At 67.6% G+C, this 18,599-nt stretch carries 18 protein-coding genes and 1 pseudogene; 12 read left to right on the top strand and 7 right to left on the bottom strand.

The window, feature by feature from the left end:
• Positions 1-6: 6 nt before the first annotated feature.
• The gene (gene lptG, locus OY559_RS03655; protein ID WP_277728756.1) at positions 7-1,110 is read right to left on the bottom strand and encodes an LPS export ABC transporter permease LptG; all 1,104 of its coding nucleotides are present in this window, start codon (positions 1,108-1,110) and stop codon (positions 7-9) included.
• Positions 1,107-2,186, bottom strand: a complete 1,080-nt coding sequence (gene lptF, locus OY559_RS03650; RefSeq protein WP_277728755.1) for an LPS export ABC transporter permease LptF — start codon at positions 2,184-2,186, stop codon at positions 1,107-1,109. Before lptF ends, lptG begins: the two co-directional genes overlap by 4 nt.
• Positions 2,187-2,315: 129 nt before the next feature.
• On the opposite strand from lptF, the gene OY559_RS03645 reads away from it, so the two are divergent.
• From OY559_RS03645 to OY559_RS03635, 3 genes are all read left to right on the top strand, one after another.
• The gene (locus OY559_RS03645) at positions 2,316-3,794 is read left to right on the top strand and encodes a leucyl aminopeptidase (protein WP_277728754.1); all 1,479 of its coding nucleotides are present in this window, start codon (positions 2,316-2,318) and stop codon (positions 3,792-3,794) included.
• A gap of 84 nt (positions 3,795-3,878) precedes the next feature.
• On the top strand, positions 3,879-4,301 hold the full coding sequence (locus OY559_RS03640; protein ID WP_277728753.1) for a DNA polymerase III subunit chi: 423 nt from the start codon (positions 3,879-3,881) through the stop codon (positions 4,299-4,301).
• Between the two features lie 132 nt (positions 4,302-4,433).
• Positions 4,434-7,262: a valine--tRNA ligase gene (locus OY559_RS03635; protein WP_277728752.1), complete on the top strand. Its 2,829-nt coding sequence runs from the start codon at positions 4,434-4,436 to the stop codon at positions 7,260-7,262.
• Between the two features lie 155 nt (positions 7,263-7,417).
• On the opposite strand, the gene rimI is transcribed toward OY559_RS03635, so the two are convergent.
• From rimI to pssA, 3 genes are read right to left on the bottom strand one after another with little or no spacing between them, the layout of a single operon-like run.
• Positions 7,418-7,873, bottom strand: a complete 456-nt coding sequence (gene rimI / locus OY559_RS03630; RefSeq protein ID WP_277729906.1) for a ribosomal protein S18-alanine N-acetyltransferase — start codon at positions 7,871-7,873, stop codon at positions 7,418-7,420.
• Between the two features lie 50 nt (positions 7,874-7,923).
• Positions 7,924-8,352: an alanine acetyltransferase gene (locus tag OY559_RS03625; protein ID WP_277728751.1), complete on the bottom strand. Its 429-nt coding sequence runs from the start codon at positions 8,350-8,352 to the stop codon at positions 7,924-7,926.
• The gene (gene pssA / locus OY559_RS03620) at positions 8,349-9,128 is read right to left on the bottom strand and encodes a CDP-diacylglycerol--serine O-phosphatidyltransferase (RefSeq protein WP_277728750.1); all 780 of its coding nucleotides are present in this window, start codon (positions 9,126-9,128) and stop codon (positions 8,349-8,351) included. The genes OY559_RS03625 and pssA overlap by 4 nt, the downstream gene beginning before the upstream one ends.
• Positions 9,129-9,219: 91 nt before the next feature.
• On the opposite strand from pssA, the gene OY559_RS03615 reads away from it, so the two are divergent.
• From OY559_RS03615 to OY559_RS03600, 4 genes and pseudogenes are all read left to right on the top strand, one after another.
• Positions 9,220-9,615 carry a DUF4124 domain-containing protein gene (locus OY559_RS03615; RefSeq protein WP_142123448.1) on the top strand — a complete coding sequence of 132 codons (396 nt, stop codon included), beginning with the start codon at positions 9,220-9,222 and terminating at the stop codon, positions 9,613-9,615.
• Between the two features lie 8 nt (positions 9,616-9,623).
• Positions 9,624-9,911, top strand: a complete 288-nt coding sequence (locus OY559_RS03610; RefSeq protein WP_277728749.1) for a DUF4124 domain-containing protein — start codon at positions 9,624-9,626, stop codon at positions 9,909-9,911.
• Between the two features lie 70 nt (positions 9,912-9,981).
• A complete protein-coding gene (locus tag OY559_RS03605; RefSeq protein WP_277729905.1) occupies positions 9,982-11,676 on the top strand; it encodes a proline--tRNA ligase in 1,695 nt (564 codons plus the stop codon).
• Positions 11,677-11,807: 131 nt separating this feature from the next.
• Positions 11,808-12,170 (top strand): annotated as a pseudogene (locus OY559_RS03600) (H-NS histone family protein); the annotation flags it as partial.
• Positions 12,171-12,236: 66 nt separating this feature from the next.
• Here OY559_RS03600 and OY559_RS03595 read toward each other — a convergent pair.
• Positions 12,237-13,484 carry a threonine/serine exporter family protein gene (locus OY559_RS03595; RefSeq protein ID WP_277728747.1) on the bottom strand — a complete coding sequence of 416 codons (1,248 nt, stop codon included), beginning with the start codon at positions 13,482-13,484 and terminating at the stop codon, positions 12,237-12,239.
• 66 nt (positions 13,485-13,550) lie between these two features.
• Between OY559_RS03595 and OY559_RS03590 the strand changes: the two genes are divergently transcribed.
• The 5 genes from OY559_RS03590 to OY559_RS03570 are packed head-to-tail and all read left to right on the top strand — an operon-like array spanning position 13,551 to position 17,943.
• Positions 13,551-14,459: a DMT family transporter gene (locus OY559_RS03590; protein WP_277728746.1), complete on the top strand. Its 909-nt coding sequence runs from the start codon at positions 13,551-13,553 to the stop codon at positions 14,457-14,459.
• The gene (locus OY559_RS03585; RefSeq protein WP_277728745.1) at positions 14,456-15,571 is read left to right on the top strand and encodes an ABC transporter permease; all 1,116 of its coding nucleotides are present in this window, start codon (positions 14,456-14,458) and stop codon (positions 15,569-15,571) included. Before OY559_RS03590 ends, OY559_RS03585 begins: the two co-directional genes overlap by 4 nt.
• Positions 15,572-15,577: 6 nt before the next feature.
• On the top strand, positions 15,578-16,387 hold the full coding sequence (locus OY559_RS03580) for an ABC transporter ATP-binding protein (RefSeq protein ID WP_277728744.1): 810 nt from the start codon (positions 15,578-15,580) through the stop codon (positions 16,385-16,387).
• A gap of 3 nt (positions 16,388-16,390) precedes the next feature.
• Positions 16,391-17,317 (top strand): MlaD family protein, encoded by a 927-nt coding sequence (locus OY559_RS03575; RefSeq protein WP_277728743.1) that lies wholly within the window; start codon positions 16,391-16,393, stop codon positions 17,315-17,317.
• Entirely contained in the window at positions 17,314-17,943 is a 630-nt protein-coding gene (locus tag OY559_RS03570; RefSeq protein WP_277728742.1) for an ABC-type transport auxiliary lipoprotein family protein, read from the top strand. Before OY559_RS03575 ends, OY559_RS03570 begins: the two co-directional genes overlap by 4 nt.
• Before the next feature lie 12 nt (positions 17,944-17,955).
• Here the strand turns inward: OY559_RS03570 and OY559_RS03565 are convergent, their stop codons facing one another.
• Entirely contained in the window at positions 17,956-18,579 is a 624-nt protein-coding gene (locus OY559_RS03565) for an alpha-ketoglutarate-dependent dioxygenase AlkB family protein (RefSeq protein ID WP_277728741.1), read from the bottom strand.
• Positions 18,580-18,599: the final 20 nt, after the last annotated feature.

Genomic DNA, 18,599 nt, shown 5'->3' with positions numbered 1-18,599 from the left:
GGCGCGTCAGCGGCTTCTCTGCCGGAACATCAGCCAGGAGATGCCCAGCAGGGCGAAGGGTGGAACCGCGTAGGCGATGCGGTAATCCAGGCGGAACGCACCGGCCAGGCGCACGAACATGGTCTGCAGCACCCAGAAGCCGACCGCGAACACGATGCCGAGGAACAGCCGCTTGCCCATGCCGCCGCTGCGCAGGCTGCCGAAGGCGAACGGGATGGCGGCCAGGCACAGCGCCAGCACGTTGAGCGGATAGAACCAGCGCGCCCAGTACTGGTCTTCGTAATCGCGCGCGTCCAGCCCGTTGCGCTTGCGGTAGTCGATGTTCTGGCTCAGCTCATGGCTGGGCATGTTGCGTGCACGCACCAGGCTGGACGACAGCACCGAGGCATCCAGTTCCGATTCCCAGCGTTCGCCCAGCACGGTGACCTGGGTGGCGGACCGCTCGTTGAAGGTCGTACGGCGCACGTTCTTCAGCAGCCAGTAGCCATCCAGGTGTTCGGCGACGGCGGCGTGCGCGATGGAGGCGAGTCGCCCGTCATCGGCCAGTTCGTACATGCGCACATCGCGCAGCTGCAGCGACACCTTGCCGCCGCCCTGATCCTTCTCTTCGCCGCTCTGCGCATACAGGAAGGTATTGCCTTCGCGCGCCCACAGGCCCGAGTAGCGATCCATCGCGACGTTGCCGGTACGCGCGGCCATCTTCAGCACGTCGGCCTGGCGCTGCCCCCACGGGCCCAGCGTTTCGCCACTGAAGATCATCAGCACGGTCAGGATGCCCAATGCCGCGGCGACCGAGACGCTCAGGCGCAGGCGCGACAGGCCGACCGCGCGCAGTGCGGTCAGCTCCGAACTGGCCGCCAACTGCCCCAGTCCCATCAGCGAACCGATCACGGCTGCCGTGGGGAACATCGTGTAGGCCCTCCGCGGCACGGTATACAGCACCCACGCGACCGCATGGCCGAAGGTGTAGTTGCCGGTGCCAAGGTCGCCGATCTCGCCGGACAGCGCCATCACCACGTCCAGCCCCACCAGCACCGCCCAGGTCAGCAGCACGGTGACCAGGACGACCTGGCCCACGTAGGTGTCATGCAGGCGCGGCAACAGTCTCATGCACGCCTCCGCGGCGGCGAAAGACGCCCATCACGCAGATAGAACCAGAACGCCGCGACCAGCAGCGGCACGCTCAGCCACCACAGGCCCGCCACGCCGGGCACCTTGCCGTCGGCCAGCAACTGGGTGCCGTTGATCATCAGGCTGACGCCCACCAGATAGGCCAGGAAGCCCAGCATGACCCGCCCGTAGCGCGTCTGCCGTGGCGAACTGCGGGACAGCGGCAGGGTCAACAGCGCGAAGGCCAGCGCCAGCAGCGGCGGCGTCAGGCGTGCGTGGACCTGGGCGTTGGCCTGCGGCCGGGCGTCGCCCAGCAACTGGGGGGTAGGCAGCAGCGCGGGGTCGTCCTTGTCCAGCGTATCGGCGCGGTCCGGCAGCGCGACCTCGTTGGACTTGTAGCGGATCAGGCGGTAGTCCAGGCCCGCACCATCCGGCCCTTCGACCCGGAAACCATCGTCCAGCCGCAGGTAGCGGTTGCGCTCGCCCTCGAAGAACATCTGCCCGGACTTCGCCGTCACCACGTCGATGCGGCCCTCGCTCGCACGATGCATGAACACCTTGCTCAGCCCCGTGCCATCCGGCGACAGCGCGCTGACGTAGACCACCGCACCGCTGGACAGCACGGTGAACTTGCCGGCATCCAGCCCGGACACCACCAGGCTGCGGTTGGCGTGTTCCAGCATGTCCTGCGCCGTGCGCAGCGCCCACGGGCCCAGCCACAGCGAGCACAAGCCCACCACCACCACCACCGGCACCACCAGCATCAACAGCGGTCGCAGCAGGCGGCGCGGGCCGATGCCCGCCGCCGTCAGCACCGCCATTTCCGAATCCCGGTACAGGCGCGAGAACGCCAGCAGCAGGCCCAGCATCAGCGCCAGCGGGATGATGTAGGGCATGTAGTTGAGGAACTGGAGCCCCAACTGCGACAGCAGCAGGCGCGCCGGCACCTTGCCGTCGGCCACGTCGCCCAGCAGGTCCGCCATCACGCCGCCCACGCTGACCATCAGCAGGATGATCAGGGTGGCCAGGAAGCTCTGGGTGAATTCCCGGAAGAGATAGCGGTCCAGCTTCGGCATCAGGGGGGCTTGATTTACAATCTCGGGCTTGTGCGCCGCCTCGATGGCGGCAGTCTCTGTGGTCCGGGATGGCGTCAGCCACCTTCATCCGGCCTGCGATTGTACGTAACTGAACCGGGAATCTGATCAATGACGCTGGAATTCACCCTGAACCACGAAGCCCCCGCCCAGGCCGGCGTCGATTGCATCGTGGTAGGCGCCTACGCCGACAAGAGCCTGACCGCGGCCGGCCAGGCGCTGGACGCGGCCAGCGGCGGCAAGCTGTCGGCGCTGGTCCAGCGGGGCGACATCGGCGGCAAGACCGGCAAGACCACCCTGCTGCACGACCTGCCCGGCGTAGTCGCGCCGCGGGTGCTGGTGGTAGGGCTGGGTGAGACCGCGAAGTTCGGCGTCGCCCAGTATCTGAAAGCGGTGGGTGATACCGCCCGCACCCTGAAGACCGGCCCGGTGAAGTCAGCGCTGTTCACCCTGTCCGAGGTGGACGTGAAGGACCGCGATGCCGCGTGGAAGATCCGTCAGGCGGTGATCGCGGCCGACCATGCCTGCTACCGCTACACCGCCACGCTGGGCAAGAAGAAGAACGACGATCCGGGCCTGACGCAGTTCGCCGTCACCGGCGACGACGAGCAGGCACTGGCGCAGGGCGTCGCCGTCGCCGCCGGCGTGCAGGTCACCCGCGAGCTGGGCAACCTGCCGCCGAACATCTGCAATCCGGCCTACCTGGCCGAGCAGGCACGGAAGTACGCATCCGAGAACGGCGCCGAGGCCGAGATCCTCGACGAGACGCAGATGGAAGCGCTCGGCATGGGCTCGCTGCTGGCCGTGGCGCGCGGCTCGGCCAACCGTCCGCACCTGATCGTGCTGAAGTGGAACGGCGCGGCGGACGCAGACGCCAAGCCCTACGTGCTGGTCGGCAAGGGCATCACCTTCGATACCGGTGGCGTCAACCTGAAGACGCAGGGCGGCATCGAGGAAATGAAGTACGACATGCTGGGCGCAGGCAGCGTGCTGGGCACCTTCGTGGCCGCCGTGAAGATGAAGCTGCCGCTGAACCTGGTGGTGATCGTGCCGGCGGTGGAGAACGCCATCGACGGCAACGCCTATCGTCCGTCCGACGTCATCACCAGCATGTCCGGCAAGACGATCGAAGTCGGCAACACCGACGCCGAGGGCCGCCTGATCCTGTGCGACGCCCTGACCTACGCCGAGCGCTTCAAGCCCGCCGCGCTGGTCGACGTGGCCACGCTGACCGGCGCCTGCATCGTCGCGCTGGGCCGCTACGCCAGCGGCCTGATGAGCAAGCACGACGACCTCAGCAACGAGCTGCTGGGCGCCGGCGAAACCGTCTTCGACCGCGCCTGGCGCCTGCCGCTGTGGGACGAGTACCAGACCCAGCTCGAATCCAGCTTCGCCGATGTCTACAACATCGGCGGCCGCTGGGCCGGTGCCATCACGGCCGGCTGCTTCCTGGCCCGCTTCACCGAAGGCCAGCGCTGGGCGCACCTGGACATCGCCGGCGTGGCCAACGACGAAGGCAAGCGTGGGATGGCCACCGGTCGCCCGGTCGGCCTGCTGAGCCAGTGGCTGCTGGACCGGACTGCGGGATGATGCCCACGTGTAGGAGCGCCCTGTGGGCGCGACCATCATGGAAAAGCATCGCGGGCATGGCCCGCTCCTACAGAACCCGTCCCCATGCCGAGAGCTGACTTCTACCTGATCGCCAAGCCGCGGTTCCTTGAGGAACCGCTCAAGCTGGTGTGCGAACTGGTCCGCAAGGCCTACGACAGCAACCAGTGGACGCTGATCGTGGCACGCGATGCCGCGCAGGCGGAGGAACTGGACGAACTGCTGTGGGAGTTCGATCCGGACGCCTACATCCCGCACCAGATCGCCGGTGACGAAGAGGACGAGTTGACGCCCGTGCTGATCGCCACGCCGGAGGTCGACGTGCCCGCGCGCGCGCTGGTCATCAACCTGCGCGACGATGCGTTCGCCGGTGCCTGCGAACGCGTACTGGAAGTGGTCCCCGCCGACCCGTCCGCGCGCGAACCGCTGCGCGAGCGCTGGAAGCAGTACAAGGCGCGCGGTTTTGAAGTGAACAAGCACGATATGTAACACCCGTCATTCCAGCGAACGCTGGCATCCAATTTGCCGTTGCGGTGGCCTCGCGCCAGACAACGCAAATGCAAGATCAAGATGGATCCCGACGTTCGCCGGGATGACGACTCAAACATCCGCCGGAACCCCATGACCGACCTCGCCTCCAGCTACGACCCGAAATCCTTCGAATCCCGCCTGTACTCGCAGTGGGAAGCCGCCGGCTACTTCAAGCCCAGTGGCCGGGGCGAACCGTACACCGTGCTGCTGCCACCGCCGAACGTCACCGGCACGCTGCACATGGGCCATGCGTTCCAGCACACGCTGATGGACGCACTGGTGCGCTACCACCGCATGCGCGGCTACGACACGCTGTGGCAGATGGGTACCGACCATGCGGGCATCGCCACGGAGATGGTGGTCAGCCGCAACCTGGCGCTGGAAGGCAAGGGCGAGACGCGCGATTCACTGGGTCGCGACGGCTTCATCGCCAAGGTGTGGGAGTGGAAGGCGCAGTCCGGCGACACCATCGAGCGGCAGATGCGCCGCATGGGTGCGTCGGGCGACTGGTCGCGCAGCACGTTCACGATGGACGAGGACGCATCGAAGGCCGTCATCGAAGCGTTCGTGCGCTGGCACGAGCAGGGCCTGATCTATCGCGGCCAGCGCCTGGTCAACTGGGACCCGGTACTGAAGACCGCGATTTCCGACCTGGAAGTGGAGAACGTCGAGGAAGACGGCTTCCTGTGGTCGATCGAATATCCACTCGCCGACGGCAGCGGTTCGCTGGTCGTCGCCACTACGCGCCCGGAAACCATGCTCGGCGACACCGCGGTGATGGTGCATCCGGAGGATGAGCGCTACGCACATCTGATCGGCAAGACGGTGAAGCTGCCACTGACCGAGCGCGAGATCCCGGTCATCGCCGACGAGTACGTCGACCGCGAGTTCGGCACGGGCGTGGTCAAGGTCACGCCGGCGCATGACTTCAACGATTACCAGGTGGGCCTGCGCCACGACCTGCCGCTGATCAACCTGCTGACGCCGACCGCGGCGATCAACGATAACGCGCCGGAGAAGTACCGCGGTCTCGACCGCTATGAAGCACGCAAGGTCGTGCTCGCGGACCTCGAAGACCTCGGCCTGCTGGTCGAGACCAAGCCCCACAAACTGCAAGTGCCGCGTGGCGACCGCACCAACCAGGTGATCGAGCCCTACCTGACCGACCAGTGGTTCGTGAAGATGGATGGGCTGGCCAAGCGCGGCCTGGAGCTCGTCGAGTCGGGCGAGGTGAAGTTCGTCCCGCCGAACTGGATCAACACCTACCGCCACTGGATGGAGAACATCCAGGACTGGTGCATCAGCCGCCAGCTCTGGTGGGGCCATCGCATCCCGGCCTGGTTCGATGACTCGGGCAACTGCTACGTCGGCCGCGACGAAGCGGAGGCGCGCGCGAAGGCCGGCCTGTCCGCCGACATCGCGCTGACGCAGGACAGCGACGTGCTGGAAACCTGGTTCTCCTCGCAGCTGTGGCCGTTCAGCACGATGGGCTGGCCGGACGAACAGGCGATGGCCGCGCGCGGCTTCGACCGCTACCTGCCGTCGTCGGTGCTGGTCACCGGTTTCGACATCATCTTCTTCTGGGTGGCGCGCATGGTGATGGCCACCGACAGCTTCGTCGGCCAGGTGCCGTTCCGCGACGTCTACATGACCGGCCTGATCCGCGACAAGGACGGCCAGAAGATGTCCAAGTCGAAGGGCAACGTGCTCGACCCGCTCGACATCATCGATGGCATCTCGCTGGAAGACCTGGTGGCCAAGCGCACCGGCGGCCTGATGCAGCCGAAGATGGCCGAGAAGATCGAGAAGGCCACGCGCAAGGAGTTCCCGGACGGCATCGTTCCGCACGGCGCCGACGCGCTGCGCTTCACCATCGCCGCCTTGGCGACCCATGGCCGCGACATCAAGTTCGACATGGGCCGCGCCGAGGGCTACAAGAACTTCTGCAACAAGCTGTGGAACGCCACCCGCTTCGTGCTGATGAACACCGACGGCTTCGTTGTAGGAGGGGCTTCAGCCCCGACCGCATCGGCCTCGGACACAGTCGGGGCTGAAGCCCCTCCTACACTCACGCCCGTCACCGACGCCGAGAAGTGGATCCTCTCGCGCCTGGCCAAGGTCACCGCCGAGGTCGAAACCCAGTTCGCCGCCTACCGCTTCGACCTGCTGTCGCAGGCGCTGTACGAATTCGCCTGGAACGAGTTCTGCGACTGGTTTGTCGAACTGGCCAAGCCTGCATTGAACGGCGACGACGACGCAGCCGCCGACAGCACCCGCCGCACACTGCTGTATGTGCTGGAAGCGCTGCTGCGCCTGCTGCATCCGCTGACGCCATTCGTCACCGAGGAACTGTGGCAGCAGGTCGCGCCGAAGCTCGGCATTGAAGGCGGCACGGTCTCGCTGCGCCCCTACCCGACCGCCGCCGATTTCGCCGGCCAGGAGTACGCGCAGGCCGATGCCGACGTGGAGTGGCTGAAGACCATGGTCTCCACGCTCCGCCGCGTGCGCAGCGAATTGAACGTCTCGCCGGCAAAGACCATCCGCTTGCTGCTGCAGGACGGCCATGACAACGACCGCGTGCGCATCACGCGCTTCGCTTCGTCGCTCGCGTTCCTGCTGAAGCTGGACGACATCGCATGGCTCGAGGCCGGCGCGGATGCACCGGCGTCCGCAGCCGCCGTGGTCGGAGAACTGAAGCTGCTGGTCCCGCTGGAAGGACTGGTCGACCTGGATGCCGAGCGCACCCGTCTGGACAAAGACATCGCCCGCGTCGCCGCCGAGAAGGACAAGAGCGAGGCCAAGCTGGCCAAGTTCACCGACAAGGTGCCGGCGGCGGTAGTGGAGCAGGAGCGGCAGCGCCTGGCCGACTGGAGCAACCAGCTGGTCGCCCTGCACGGACAGCGCGCGAAGCTGGGCTGACGGCATCCAGTCGTCATCCCAGCGAACGCTGGGATCCATTTTGACGTTGCCGTTGTCTCTTCAGCGCAGCCAGAAGCAGGGGGGATTCCCGCCTGACCAGCCATCCGGCTGTTGAAAGCCGCAGGAATTACAGAACAGCCTGACGGACAGACTCCCTACAGCGGCGGCATCGTGGCGATGTCATCGGCGACCAGTTCGATCGCCATCACCAGCGCATCCTCGCGTCCATCGCGGGCCGGGTAGTAGCGCGGGCGGCGGCCGATCTCGTTGAAGCCTTCGCTGTGGTACAGCGTGATGGCACCGGGATTGGACGGTCGGACTTCCAGGAACACGCGCTGCACGCGCAGGTCGCGGGCGATCTTCACCAGCGCCCGCAACAGGTAGCGGCCCAGGCCGCGGCCCTGGCGTTCGGGGGCGATGCAGATGTTCAGCACATGCGCCTCGTCGGCGGCGATGCTGAGCAATCCGTAGCCGATCACCATGCCGTGTTCCGTCATCACCCACGAGGGGTAACCCGCCTTCAGGCAGTCGCGGAAGATGCCGCGCGTCCACGGAAAGGGATAGGCGCGCTGCTCGATCGCCATCACGGCGTCAAGGTCGCCCTCGCGCATCGGGCGCAGGCTGGAGACGGACGCCGGCGACGCTTCGGCGCCCCGCGCACTCACGTGGATGCCCCGCGCCGCAGCCGCCTCAGCACGGGCCACAACGCACGCTTGGCAGCCGGGTTGCCACGCAGTTCCGCGGAACTGGGCCACTGGGCGAACAGCTCGGCTGCGCCGGGCGCATTCGGGTTGCAGCCGGAGGCGCGGATCAACGCGAAGTGCAGCCGGTCCGGCAACCGTGATCCAGGCGGGCGGGACGCGGGCGCCTGACGCGCAGGCCGCGGCACATCGATGACCTCACGCGCGGGAGGACGCGCGCGCGCGACCGGCGGAGCAAGATCGGTCGCGACGCGGGCAGGCGCCGCCTCCATGGCCGGCGGCGCGCCAGCTTCGGTCGGCCAGTCAGCCGGCAGGTACACCGTATGGCCCAGCGCGCGCAGCCACCCTTGCTGCTCGGCCGACCACAGACGGTCCGACGCGAATGTCATGCCGCGCCGTCCTTGTTGCGGCGCATCCGCTGCCACAGCCAGAAACCCGGACCGGACAGGGCGTAGACGACGCCCACGGCCAGCAACGTGCGCGGCAGGTCGATGAACAGGATCGCCAGCACCAGCGGCACCAGCGCCAGCACCACGAACGGGATGCGGTCGGCCTTCGCACCGCCTTCGCCCGTGCCCTTGAAGCTCCAGAAGCGGATACGGCTGACCATCAGCAGCGCGGCAACCAGCGTGACCGCAAGCGCGACATAGCGCAGCTCCTCACCGGTCCAGCCCAGCTCGCCGTCCGCGAACGCCCAAACGAAAGACATCATCAACCCCGCCGCGGCCGGACTGGCCAGGCCGACGAACCAGCGCTTGTCCACCGTGCCGACCTGCGTATTGAAGCGGGCCAGCCGCAGCGCCGCGCACGCCGCATAAAGGAACGCCACCACCCAGCCCACGCGCCCCATCACGCCGCCGTCGAACTTCAGCGCCGACAGCGACCAGTGGTACATCACCAGCGACGGCGCCAGGCCGAAGCTGACCAGGTCGGCCAGCGAGTCGTACTGCACGCCGAACTCGCTGCTAGTGCCGGTCAGGCGCGCCACGCGCCCGTCGATGCCGTCCATCAGGCCCGCGACGAACACCGCGATGGCGGCGTTCACGAACTGTCCGTTGGCCGCGGCGATGATCGCGAAGAACCCGGCAAACAGGCCCGCAGTGGTGAACAGGTTGGGCAGCAGGTAAATCCCGCGGGAGCGCGGGGGCGGCGTGATTTCGTTCATGGGTCGCAGTTTAGCCCAGCACCCCGCCAACCGGCTTGCCTGCGCGCCCCGGGGGTGCTGCAATCAGGGCCCCCGTGATCCGGAGCTTCCCATGCGCCTCCTGCCCTGCCTGTCCGTGCTGGCGCTCTGCCTGGCAACCGCCTCCACCGCGCAGGCCCAGCAGGTCTACCAGTGGAAGGACAAGAACGGCGTGACCCACTACGCGGACAGCCCGCCGCCGAACCAGACCGTGCAGAACCGGCGCATCAACCAGTACGGCGCCCCGGCGGCAGAGGTGCAGCCCGCCGGCAAGTCGGTCGAGAACCCGCAATGCATCACCGCGCGCATGAACCTGCAGATCCTGGCCACCAACAAGGGGGCCGTGCAGCAGGACACCGACGGCGACGGCAAGCCGGACACCACGCTTGACGACGCCGGGCGCGCCAGCCAGCAGAGCCTGGCCGAAGCCGCCGTGAAGGCGTACTGCAAGCCCGCAGCCGGCGCCTGACCCTCTCCGTGCGCGCCTGGCTGGCCATCGTGGCGGGCGTGGCGCTGGGCGCCGGCGTGGCCTGGTGGCTGGCCCGCGAATCGCCGGATGCCGGGGCACGCAAGCAGGCCCGCGCGGACCAGGCGGCCGATGCCCAGGCTCGCGACGCCCGCCCTTCGCTATACCGCTGGCGCGACGACGCCGGCGTACTGCAGATCACCGAACAGCCCCCGAAGGACCGCCACTTCGAGCGCATCGACCGCGACGCCCCGGCCGGCATCCGCGTGAGCGGGGACGCGGCCACCGACGCGGATTGACCCGCCGCCGCCCCGGGTGCGGCCAACGCTGGCAAAATAGGCGGTTCGTCCCTCCCGGATCCCCATGCCGATGCGTCTGTCGCAGTTCCACCTCCGCACCACCAAGGAAACCCCGGCCGACGCCGAACTGGTCAGCCACCAGCTGATGCTGCGCGCCGGCATGATCCGCAAGCTGGCCGCCGGCCTGTACACCTGGTCGCCGCTGGGCCTGCGCGTGCTGCGCAAGGTGGAGACCGTGGTGCGCGAGGAAATGAACCATGCCGGCGCGATCGAGATGATCATGCCGACCATCCAGCCGCGCGAGCTGTGGGAAGAGACGGGCCGGTGGGAGAAGTTCGGCGGCCAGCTGCTGAAGATCACCGACCGCAAGGAACAGGCGTTCTGCTACAGCCCCACCGCGGAAGAAGCCGTCACCGACTTCGCGCGCCAGGAACTGTCCAGCTACAAGCAGCTGCCGGTCAACTTCTACCAGATCCAGACCAAGTTCCGCGACGAGATCCGCCCGCGCTTCGGCGTGATGCGCGCGCGCGAGTTCGTGATGAAGGATGCCTACTCCTTCCACATCACCGACGAGGACCTGGTGCGCGAATACCGCAACATGCATGCGGCGTACACGCGCATCTTCACGCGGCTGGGCCTGGACTTCCGTGCCGTGCAGGCCGACAGCGGCGCCATCGGCGGCGACGCCTCGCAGGAGTTCCACGTGCTGGCGGATTCTGGCGAGGACGCCATCGCGTTCTCCACCGGTTCCGACTATGCCGCGAATGTCGAAACCGCGCAGGCGGCCGCACCGGGCCCGCGCGCCGCCGCTTCGGAAGCGATGAACAAGATCGCCACGCCCACGCAGAAGACCTGCGAGGACGTCGCCGCACTGCTCGGCATTCCGCTGCAGCGCACGGTGAAGTCGGTGGCCGTCATGACCGACGGCGGCTTCGTGCTGGCCCTGGTGCGCGGCGACCATGCCGTCAACGAGATCAAGCTGGGCAAGGTCGCCGGCTTGGCCGAGTACCGACTGGCGACGGAATCGGAGATCCTCGCCCACCTGGGCAGCGAGCCGGGCTTCCTCGGTCCGATCGGCGCGAAGCAGGCGATCCGCGTGGTCGCCGACCGCGACGTGGCGGCGATGGCGGATTTCGTCGTCGGCGCCAACGAAGCCGGCTTCCACCTGACGGGCGTCAACTGGGGCCGCGACCTGCCGGAACCGGAGACCGTGGCCGACATCCGCAACGTGGTGGAAGGCGACAGGGCCGCCGATGGCGGCGAAATCCGCATCGTCCGCGGCATCGAGGTGGGCCATGTGTTCCAGCTCGGCCGCAAGTACAGCGAAGCGATGAAGTTCACCGTGCTGGACGAGACCGGCAAGGCCGCCACGCCCGCGATGGGCTGCTATGGCATCGGCGTGTCGCGCATCGTGGCCGCGGCCATCGAGCAGAACCATGACGCCAACGGCATCATCTGGCCCGTGCCGATGGCGCCGTGGACGGTGGCCGTGTGCATGATCAATCCGAAGAACGACGCCGCAGTGAACAGTGCTGCCGAAGCGCTGCTCGACGAGCTGCAGGCCGCTGGCATCGAAGCGGTGCTGGACGACCGCGGCCTGCGTCCCGGCGCAATGTTCGCCGACATCGAACTGATCGGCATTCCCCACCGTGTGGTGGTGTCCGAGCGCGGGCTGGCGGCGGGCACGTTCGAATATCGCGCGCGCCGGGCGGCGGAGGCCGAGAACGTTAGTCGCGACGAACTGCTGGCGCGCCTGCACGGTTGATCGCGCGCTGCATGCGTGGGCGCTAACGGGCGGCGCCCACGCCTGGTGTGATTTGTGCCGCCATTAACTCGTCCATTATCATCGGGACACCGCCAAGGATGGGCTTTCCCCTTCCTGACTGGAGATAGTTGATGTCGATCGACCTGCGTAACCTGTCCGCCAAGGAACTTGGCGCCCTGATCGCCAAGGCCAAGGAACAGCAGACCAAGCTGGCCAAGCGCACACCCATTGCCACCATCCGCAGCAAGATCACCAAGTTCGCCAAGGCCGAGGGCTATACGCTTGAGGAACTGTTCGGCATGGGGGGCACGCGTCCCGCCAAGGCGGCGACGAAACCCGGCCCACGCGCCGGCAAGAAGCTGGGCAAGGTCGCCCCGAAGTACCGCAATCCGGCCAACCCGAAGGAAACCTGGACCGGCCGCGGCAAGCATCCGCGCTGGATGGCCGCACTGATCGCCAAGGGCAAGAAGGCCGACGACTTCCTGATCAAGAAGAAGTAATCGCCATCGTGGCAATCAAGAAAACGGGAGGCAATGGCCTCCCGTTTTCTTTTGCGCCCTTCAGAGATTCTTGCGCGAGGAGATCAGCAGGTTGCCGAACAGCAGGCCCGCGATCAGCGCCATCACCACGTTGGTGACCGCCAGCAACGCGGACTGCCCCACGCCCACGTCCTGCTGCTGCACCAGCGTCAGCAGCCCGCGCAAGCTGGTGCTGCCCGGCACCAGCATCAGGATGCCCGGCACGCGGATCAGCGCGCCCGGCCGGTTGGCCCAGCGCGCGAACGCGTTGCCGGCCGCCGTGAGCGTCAGCGCCGACAGGAAGATACCGACCGGGCTGCCCCATGCCTGACCGGCGTAGCGCGAGATGCTGTAACCGGCGATGGCCGCGGCCATCACCCAGAAATAGTCGCGCTTGTGCGCCTTGAACAGCACGGCAAAGGCATAGGCGGCGAACACCATCGCGCCCCACTCGACCCATTCCGGCTGCGGCCGCGAGGCACGCACCTCCGGGTACATCCCCAGCAGCTGCGCCAGTGTCACCGCGATCATGCTGCCAACGGTCAGCTTGAGTACCGTCGCCAGCGCGCCCGCAAAACGCGCCACGCCGGACACCAGGTGCTGGCTGGTCAGCTCGTTCACCGCATTGGTCAACGCCATGCCGGGCAGCAGCACGATCAGCGAAGCGATGATCACCGTGTTGAGGTTCAGTGGTGCGATGAAGTTCGCCACCAGGATCGCCACGAAGCCGGCGACCAGTGCCGAGATCGCATCGCTGGCCTCCTTCATCTGCGGCCGCCGGGCGATCAGTTCGCCGAGTACGCCGATGATCACGCCGATCAGGCCTGCGGTGGCGATATCCAGCCACGGCAGCCGCCACAGACCCGCCACGGCGGCGGCCGCCAGGCCCGATGCGAATATCTGCATCGCGCGCCAGCGCCGGCTCGGCGTGCGGTCCAGCGCGCGCAGCGCGGTGTGGCCCTGGGCGATGCTCATCTGGCCGGACGACACCGCATCGGCGATGCGGTCGGCTTCGCTGAGCTTGTGCAGGTCTGTTTCGCCCGGCGCCAGGCGGATGACCCGGGTGCTGTCGCTGGCCCCCAGTGGGCGCGCGGGATCGCTGAAACTCAGGATCAGGCCCGTCGGATTCGACCACGGCTCGCAATCCAGGCCGAGGCGCTGTGACAGGCCCACTACGGTTCCCTCCAGCCGCTGCGCGGTGGTGCCATAGCTGTGCAGGCGCCCGGCGATCTCGCACACGAAGGCGATGCGTTGGGCGTAGGTGGCGGAAATAAGCATGTCGTCGGCCATCGGCACAGTATCGCCCAAGTCCCATCCGGTGACTTCACGCATCCCTGCTTACACTACGCATCGACGATGACGTCAGGGGGCAAGGTGGGAATCGGCGAAGCGATGGCGCTGGGCAGTGCCGCCGCGTGGGCGGTGGGCGTGATCCTGGCGAGACAACTGGGCGCGCACCTGCCTCCGCTCACCCTCAACCTGCTCAAGAACGGACTGGTGCTGTGCCTGCTGGCGCCGGTGGCGCTGCTGCTGTACGCGGGCGCCTGGCCCTCGATGCCGGTGCGCGAACTGCTCCTCGTACTGGCCAGCGGCGTGATCGGCATCGCGTTGGCGGACACGCTGTACTTCCGCGCCCTCAACGAACTGGGTGCCGGTCGCATGGGCGTCATCGGCAATCTCTACAGCCCGCTCGTGCTGCTGCTGGGCTTCGTGTTCCTGGACGAACGCCTCGGCGGCCTGCAATGGCTGGGCTTCCTGTTGGTGGCCGGGGGCGTGCTGCTGGTCAGCATGCCCGCGCGCGTGCGGGCGGTGCGCCCCGCACACACGCTGCGCGGCATCCTGCTCGGCGTGCTGGCGATCGCACTGATGGCGATCGCCATCGTGATGGTGAAGCGCACGCTGGAGACGCAGCCCTTGTTGTGGGTGACGCTGCTGCGCCTGTGTGGCGCGGTGGCCGGCCTGCTGTGCCTTGCATCGCTGCCCTCCATGCGCCAGCGCATGCACTTCGTGCCAGGCGATGTCGCCTGGCATCGGCTGGTGCTGGCGGCCCTGGTGGGCCAGGGTCTGTCGATGGTGTTGTGGCTGGGCGGCTACAAGTTCACCTCGGCCTCCGTGGCCGCCATCCTCAATGAGTCCGCCTCGGTCTTCCTCGTCGTGCTCGCCGCCCTGTGGCTACGTGAACCCATGGGCCGTCGTGCGTTTGCAGGCGTGCTGCTCACGTTCAGCGGGATAGCCTGTATGCTCCTTGGCCGAGCGACGCCATGACCCCCACCCTTGCCCGCCCGCAGTACGAAGCCGATCCCGGAGACCTCCAGCGCGTGAAGCTGGCGGGCGACTGGACGCTCGCCAGTGCGCTGACGGTGGCGGAACAGTTGAAGTCACTGCCCGATGCCGTCAACCGGCTCGACGCCACCGCGATCAACCGCATCGATTCGGCGGGCGTGCTGCAACTGCTGCGCTTCGCCAAGCGCCGCGGCATGGATCCGGCGGACATCGCGTTCCGCCAGGATCACCAGGCGCTGGTCAGCACTATCGAGGACGTCGCCGACGACCGCCCGCCGCGCAAGCGCGACTACGGCGTGCTCGCCGCGCTGTCGCGCCTGGGCTACCGCGTGCACGAGAACAAGCAGGAGATCGTCGCCCTGCTCAGCTTCACCGGCGAGAACCTGGTCAAGCTGGTGCGCATGGTGAAGGAGCCGCGCCGCTTCCGCCCCACGGCCACGGTGGCGCACATGGAAGCCGTCGGCCTGGATGCGGTGCCGCTGGTGATCCTGCTCTCGTACATGGTGGGCGCGGTGATCGCGTTCCTCGGCTCCACCGTGCTGCGCGACTTCGGCGCGGAGATCTACGTGGTGGAACTGGTGAGCATCGCGTTCCTGCGCGAGTTCGCCGTGCTGATGACCGCCATCGTGCTGGCCGGCCGCACCGCCTCGGCGTTCACCGCGCAGATCGGCGCGATGAAGAGCCGCGAGGAGATCGATGCGATCCGCACGCTGGGCCTGGACCCGATCGACCTGCTGGTGATCCCCCGCCTGATCGCCCTGCTGGTGATGCTGCCGCTGTTGACCTTCATCTCGATGATGGCCGGCCTGGCCGGCGGCGTCACCGTCGGCGCGTTCGACCTCGGCATTCCACCGCAGATGTACATCGCGCGCATGCACGACACCATCGACGTGACGCATTTCCTCGTCGGTCTGTCGAAGGCGCCGGTATTCGCGCTGGTGATCGGCCTGATCGGCTGCCTGGAAGGACTGCGCGTGGAAGGCACCGCGCAGTCGGTCGGCGAGCGCACCACGTCCAGCGTGGTGCAGACGATTTCGCTGGTCATCATCATCGACGCGCTGGCCGCGTTGTGGTTCATGCACATGGATTGGTGACGGCGCATGACCGACGAATCCCCCATCATCCAGGTGCGCGGGCTGGTCAACCGCTTCGGCGAACAGACCGTGCACGAAGACCTCGACCTGGACGTGCGGCGCGGCGAGATCCTCGGCGTCGTGGGTGGCTCGGGCACCGGCAAGTCGGTCCTGATGCGCTCGATCCTGGGCCTGCGCCAACCCGACGACGGGCAGATCACCGTGCTCGGCGAGGATGCCCGCTCGGAAGACCCCGCCGCGCGCCAGCACATCGAGCGCAACACCGGCGTGCTGTTCCAGGATGGCGCCCTGTTCTCGTCGCTGACCGTGGGCGAGAACGTACAGGTGCCGCTGAAGGAACATCATCCGGAGCTGCCCGACAGCTGGCGCTACGAACTCGCGTTGCTGAAGGTCAAGCTGGCCGGCCTGCCTGCGGATGCGCTCAACAAGCTGCCATCGCAGCTGTCGGGCGGCATGCGCAAGCGCGCGGGCCTGGCGCGTGCGCTCGCACTGGATCCGCCGCTGCTGTTCCTCGACGAACCCACCGCCGGCCTGGACCCCATCGGTGCCGCCGCGTTCGACCGGCTGATCAAGACGTTGCAGGAAGCGCTCGGCCTGACCGTCTTCCTGATCACCCACGACCTGGACACCCTGTACGCGATCTGCGACCGCGTGGCGGTGCTCGCGGATCAGCGGGTGATCACGGTGGCGCCGCTGCCGGAGGTGGAGCGCTTCGACCATCCCTGGGTGCAGGAATATTTCCACGGTCCCCGCGCGCGCGCTGCGCGCGACGGACAGCAGGCCTCCGGGCCCCTTCAATCGCAAACGGCGGTCTGATCCATGGAAACACGCGCCAACTACGTCCTCATCGGGGCCTTCACCCTCATCATCGCGGCTGCGCTTCTGCTGTTCGGCCTGTGGGCGGCGAAATACTCTTCCGAGCGCACCTGGCAGGAGTACCAGGTGGTGTTCCGCGAGGCGGTGACCGGCCTCACTGTCGGCAGCCCGGTGCAGTACAACGGCATCGCGGTCGGTTCCATCACCAAATTGTCGCTGGCGCCGAACGACCCGCGCCAGGTGATCGCGCGCATCCGCGTGGAGTCGTATACCCCCGTGAAGACCGACACCCGCGCCAAGCTGGCGATCACCAGCCTGACCGGCCCGACCATCATCCAACTCAGCGGCGGCACCCCGCAGGCGCCGACGCTGACCAGCGTGGACACGCGCGAAGCGCCCGTCATCCAGACCGCGCCGTCCGCACTGCAGAACATCACCGACACCGCCAACCGCATCGTCGAACGCCTGGACCAGGCACTGAGCGACAAGAACGTCGCCAGCATCACCACCACGCTCGCCAACCTGGAGGCGATGAGCAACTCGCTGGCCAGCCGCGAGGACGGACTGGAGTCGCTGATCACCAGTGCGCGTGATGCCGCACAGAACCTGGACAAGACGCTCACCACCACCAACGGCACCATCGAGCGGCTCGACCAGAACCTGGTGCGCGAGCTGCCCGGCATCCTCGACAAGCTGGACAAGACGCTGGCAAAACTGGATTCCGCGGCCGGCAACGCCGATGCGATCCTCGGCGAGAACCGCGCCGCCATCAGCAGCTTCGCCAACGACGGCCTGGGCCAGTTGGGCCCCACGCTGACCGAACTGCGCGGCCTCGTACGCGACCTGCGCCGCGTCAGCGATCGTCTCGAAGGCAACCCCGCGCGCTACCTGCTCGGCCGCGACGCACCCAAGGAGTTCGACCCGAAATGAAGCTGCTGCGCCTCGTCATCGCCCTTCCCATCGCCATTGCGCTCGCAGGCTGTTCGATCCTGGGCAGCGAACAGCGTGATCCGGTCACCATCTACGCGCCCGACGTCCGCGTGCCCGCGCGCCCCGATTGGCCCACCGTGGCGTGGACGCTGGTGATCGCCAAACCCACCGCCGCGCGCGTGATCGACAGCCCCCGCATCAGCGTGCGACCGACGCCCGGCGAATTGCAGGTCTACCGCGGCGTGTCCTGGGCGCTGCCCGCGACCGACATGCTGCAGGACGCAGTGCAACGCACGCTGGAGGATTCAGGGCGGATCCCCGCCGTGGCCAGCGCCGACGCCGGCATCCTGGGCGACTACAAGCTGGTCATGGACCTGCGGCGCTTCGAGGCCGACTATGCCGGTGGCACACAGCCCTCTGCGGTCGTCGAGGTGAACGCGAAGCTGGTCAACAACCGCGATCAGCGCGTGGTCGCCTCGCGCACGTTCCTTCAGCAGAAGCCCGCGACCAGCATCGAGGTCGCCCAGGTGGCGACGGCGTTCGACCAGGCGCTGGAAGCGGTGACTGCCGGCATCGTCGGCTGGGTGTTGGAGTCGGGCAACGGCGATCCGAAGGCCGCCCGCTGATCCCGCGGCACGTCAGCGACGGCGCGCCTGATCGATCCAGCGGAACGTCAGGTTGATGCGCGGCGCCACCGGTTTCGCCGTACGCGGCAGCGCATGCCGGTAGTGGCGTTGCGTATCGCCCGCCATCACCAGCAGGCTGCCATGGGGCAACGCGATCGCCGACCGGATCGAGGGTTCGTTGCGGTGCTTGAGCAGGAACCGACGCACGCCTCCCAGGCTGACGGACGCGATGACAGGCTGCGGACCCAGTTCCGGCTCGTCGTCACTGTGCCACCCCATCGCATCGCGGCCGTCGCGGTAGAGATTGGCCAGCACGCTGTTGAACGGCGTGCCCAGTTCGTCCTGCAGACGCTGCCGTAGCCCAACCAGGGCGGGAATCCACGGATGCGGCTCGAAATCGCTGCCGGAATAGCGGTAGACGGCATCCGCATCGCCGATCCATGCGCTCAACCTCGGCGAATCGACGCTGCGGCCGAACACACGAATGCGGTGCACGCTCCACGGGAGAGAGCGCTGCAGTTCGCCGAAAAGCGCATCCGCCTCCGCCAGGGGTAGCCAAGCTGGCTGGTAGGCGAGACGTGCGCCCGGCAGCATCACTTCGCTTCCATGCGCATCGAGCGGCAGGGGTATGGTCATGCCGACGATGCTCGCGGATT

Source organism: Pseudoxanthomonas sp. SE1 (genome assembly GCF_029542205.1).
Classification (GTDB): domain Bacteria; phylum Pseudomonadota; class Gammaproteobacteria; order Xanthomonadales; family Xanthomonadaceae; genus Pseudoxanthomonas_A.
This window is presented reverse-complemented; position numbering and strand designations above follow the sequence as displayed.

What these genes read in the sequence shown, in the direction of transcription:
- OY559_RS03635 (WP_277728752.1), top strand. Translation starts at nt 4,434, where the DNA reads ATGACCGACCTCGCCTCCAGCTACGACCCGAAATCCTTCGAATCCCGC.
- OY559_RS03565 (WP_277728741.1), bottom strand. Translation starts at nt 18,579, where the DNA reads ATGACCATACCCCTGCCGCTCGATGCGCATGGAAGCGAAGTGATGCTG.
- pssA (WP_277728750.1), bottom strand. Translation starts at nt 9,128, where the DNA reads ATGAACGAAATCACGCCGCCCCCGCGCTCCCGCGGGATTTACCTGCTG.
- lptF (WP_277728755.1), bottom strand. Translation starts at nt 2,186, where the DNA reads ATGCCGAAGCTGGACCGCTATCTCTTCCGGGAATTCACCCAGAGCTTC.
- OY559_RS03640 (WP_277728753.1), top strand. Translation starts at nt 3,879, where the DNA reads ATGCCGAGAGCTGACTTCTACCTGATCGCCAAGCCGCGGTTCCTTGAG.
- OY559_RS03625 (WP_277728751.1), bottom strand. Translation starts at nt 8,352, where the DNA reads ATGACATTCGCGTCGGACCGTCTGTGGTCGGCCGAGCAGCAAGGGTGG.
- OY559_RS03585 (WP_277728745.1), top strand. Translation starts at nt 14,456, where the DNA reads ATGACCCCCACCCTTGCCCGCCCGCAGTACGAAGCCGATCCCGGAGAC.
- OY559_RS03580 (WP_277728744.1), top strand. Translation starts at nt 15,578, where the DNA reads ATGACCGACGAATCCCCCATCATCCAGGTGCGCGGGCTGGTCAACCGC.
- OY559_RS03570 (WP_277728742.1), top strand. Translation starts at nt 17,314, where the DNA reads ATGAAGCTGCTGCGCCTCGTCATCGCCCTTCCCATCGCCATTGCGCTC.
- lptG (WP_277728756.1), bottom strand. Translation starts at nt 1,110, where the DNA reads ATGAGACTGTTGCCGCGCCTGCATGACACCTACGTGGGCCAGGTCGTC.
- OY559_RS03590 (WP_277728746.1), top strand. Translation starts at nt 13,551, where the DNA reads ATGACGTCAGGGGGCAAGGTGGGAATCGGCGAAGCGATGGCGCTGGGC.
- OY559_RS03575 (WP_277728743.1), top strand. Translation starts at nt 16,391, where the DNA reads ATGGAAACACGCGCCAACTACGTCCTCATCGGGGCCTTCACCCTCATC.
- rimI (WP_277729906.1), bottom strand. Translation starts at nt 7,873, where the DNA reads ATGCGCGAGGGCGACCTTGACGCCGTGATGGCGATCGAGCAGCGCGCC.
- OY559_RS03595 (WP_277728747.1), bottom strand. Translation starts at nt 13,484, where the DNA reads ATGGCCGACGACATGCTTATTTCCGCCACCTACGCCCAACGCATCGCC.
- OY559_RS03605 (WP_277729905.1), top strand. Translation starts at nt 9,982, where the DNA reads ATGCGTCTGTCGCAGTTCCACCTCCGCACCACCAAGGAAACCCCGGCC.
- OY559_RS03615 (WP_142123448.1), top strand. Translation starts at nt 9,220, where the DNA reads ATGCGCCTCCTGCCCTGCCTGTCCGTGCTGGCGCTCTGCCTGGCAACC.
- OY559_RS03645 (WP_277728754.1), top strand. Translation starts at nt 2,316, where the DNA reads ATGACGCTGGAATTCACCCTGAACCACGAAGCCCCCGCCCAGGCCGGC.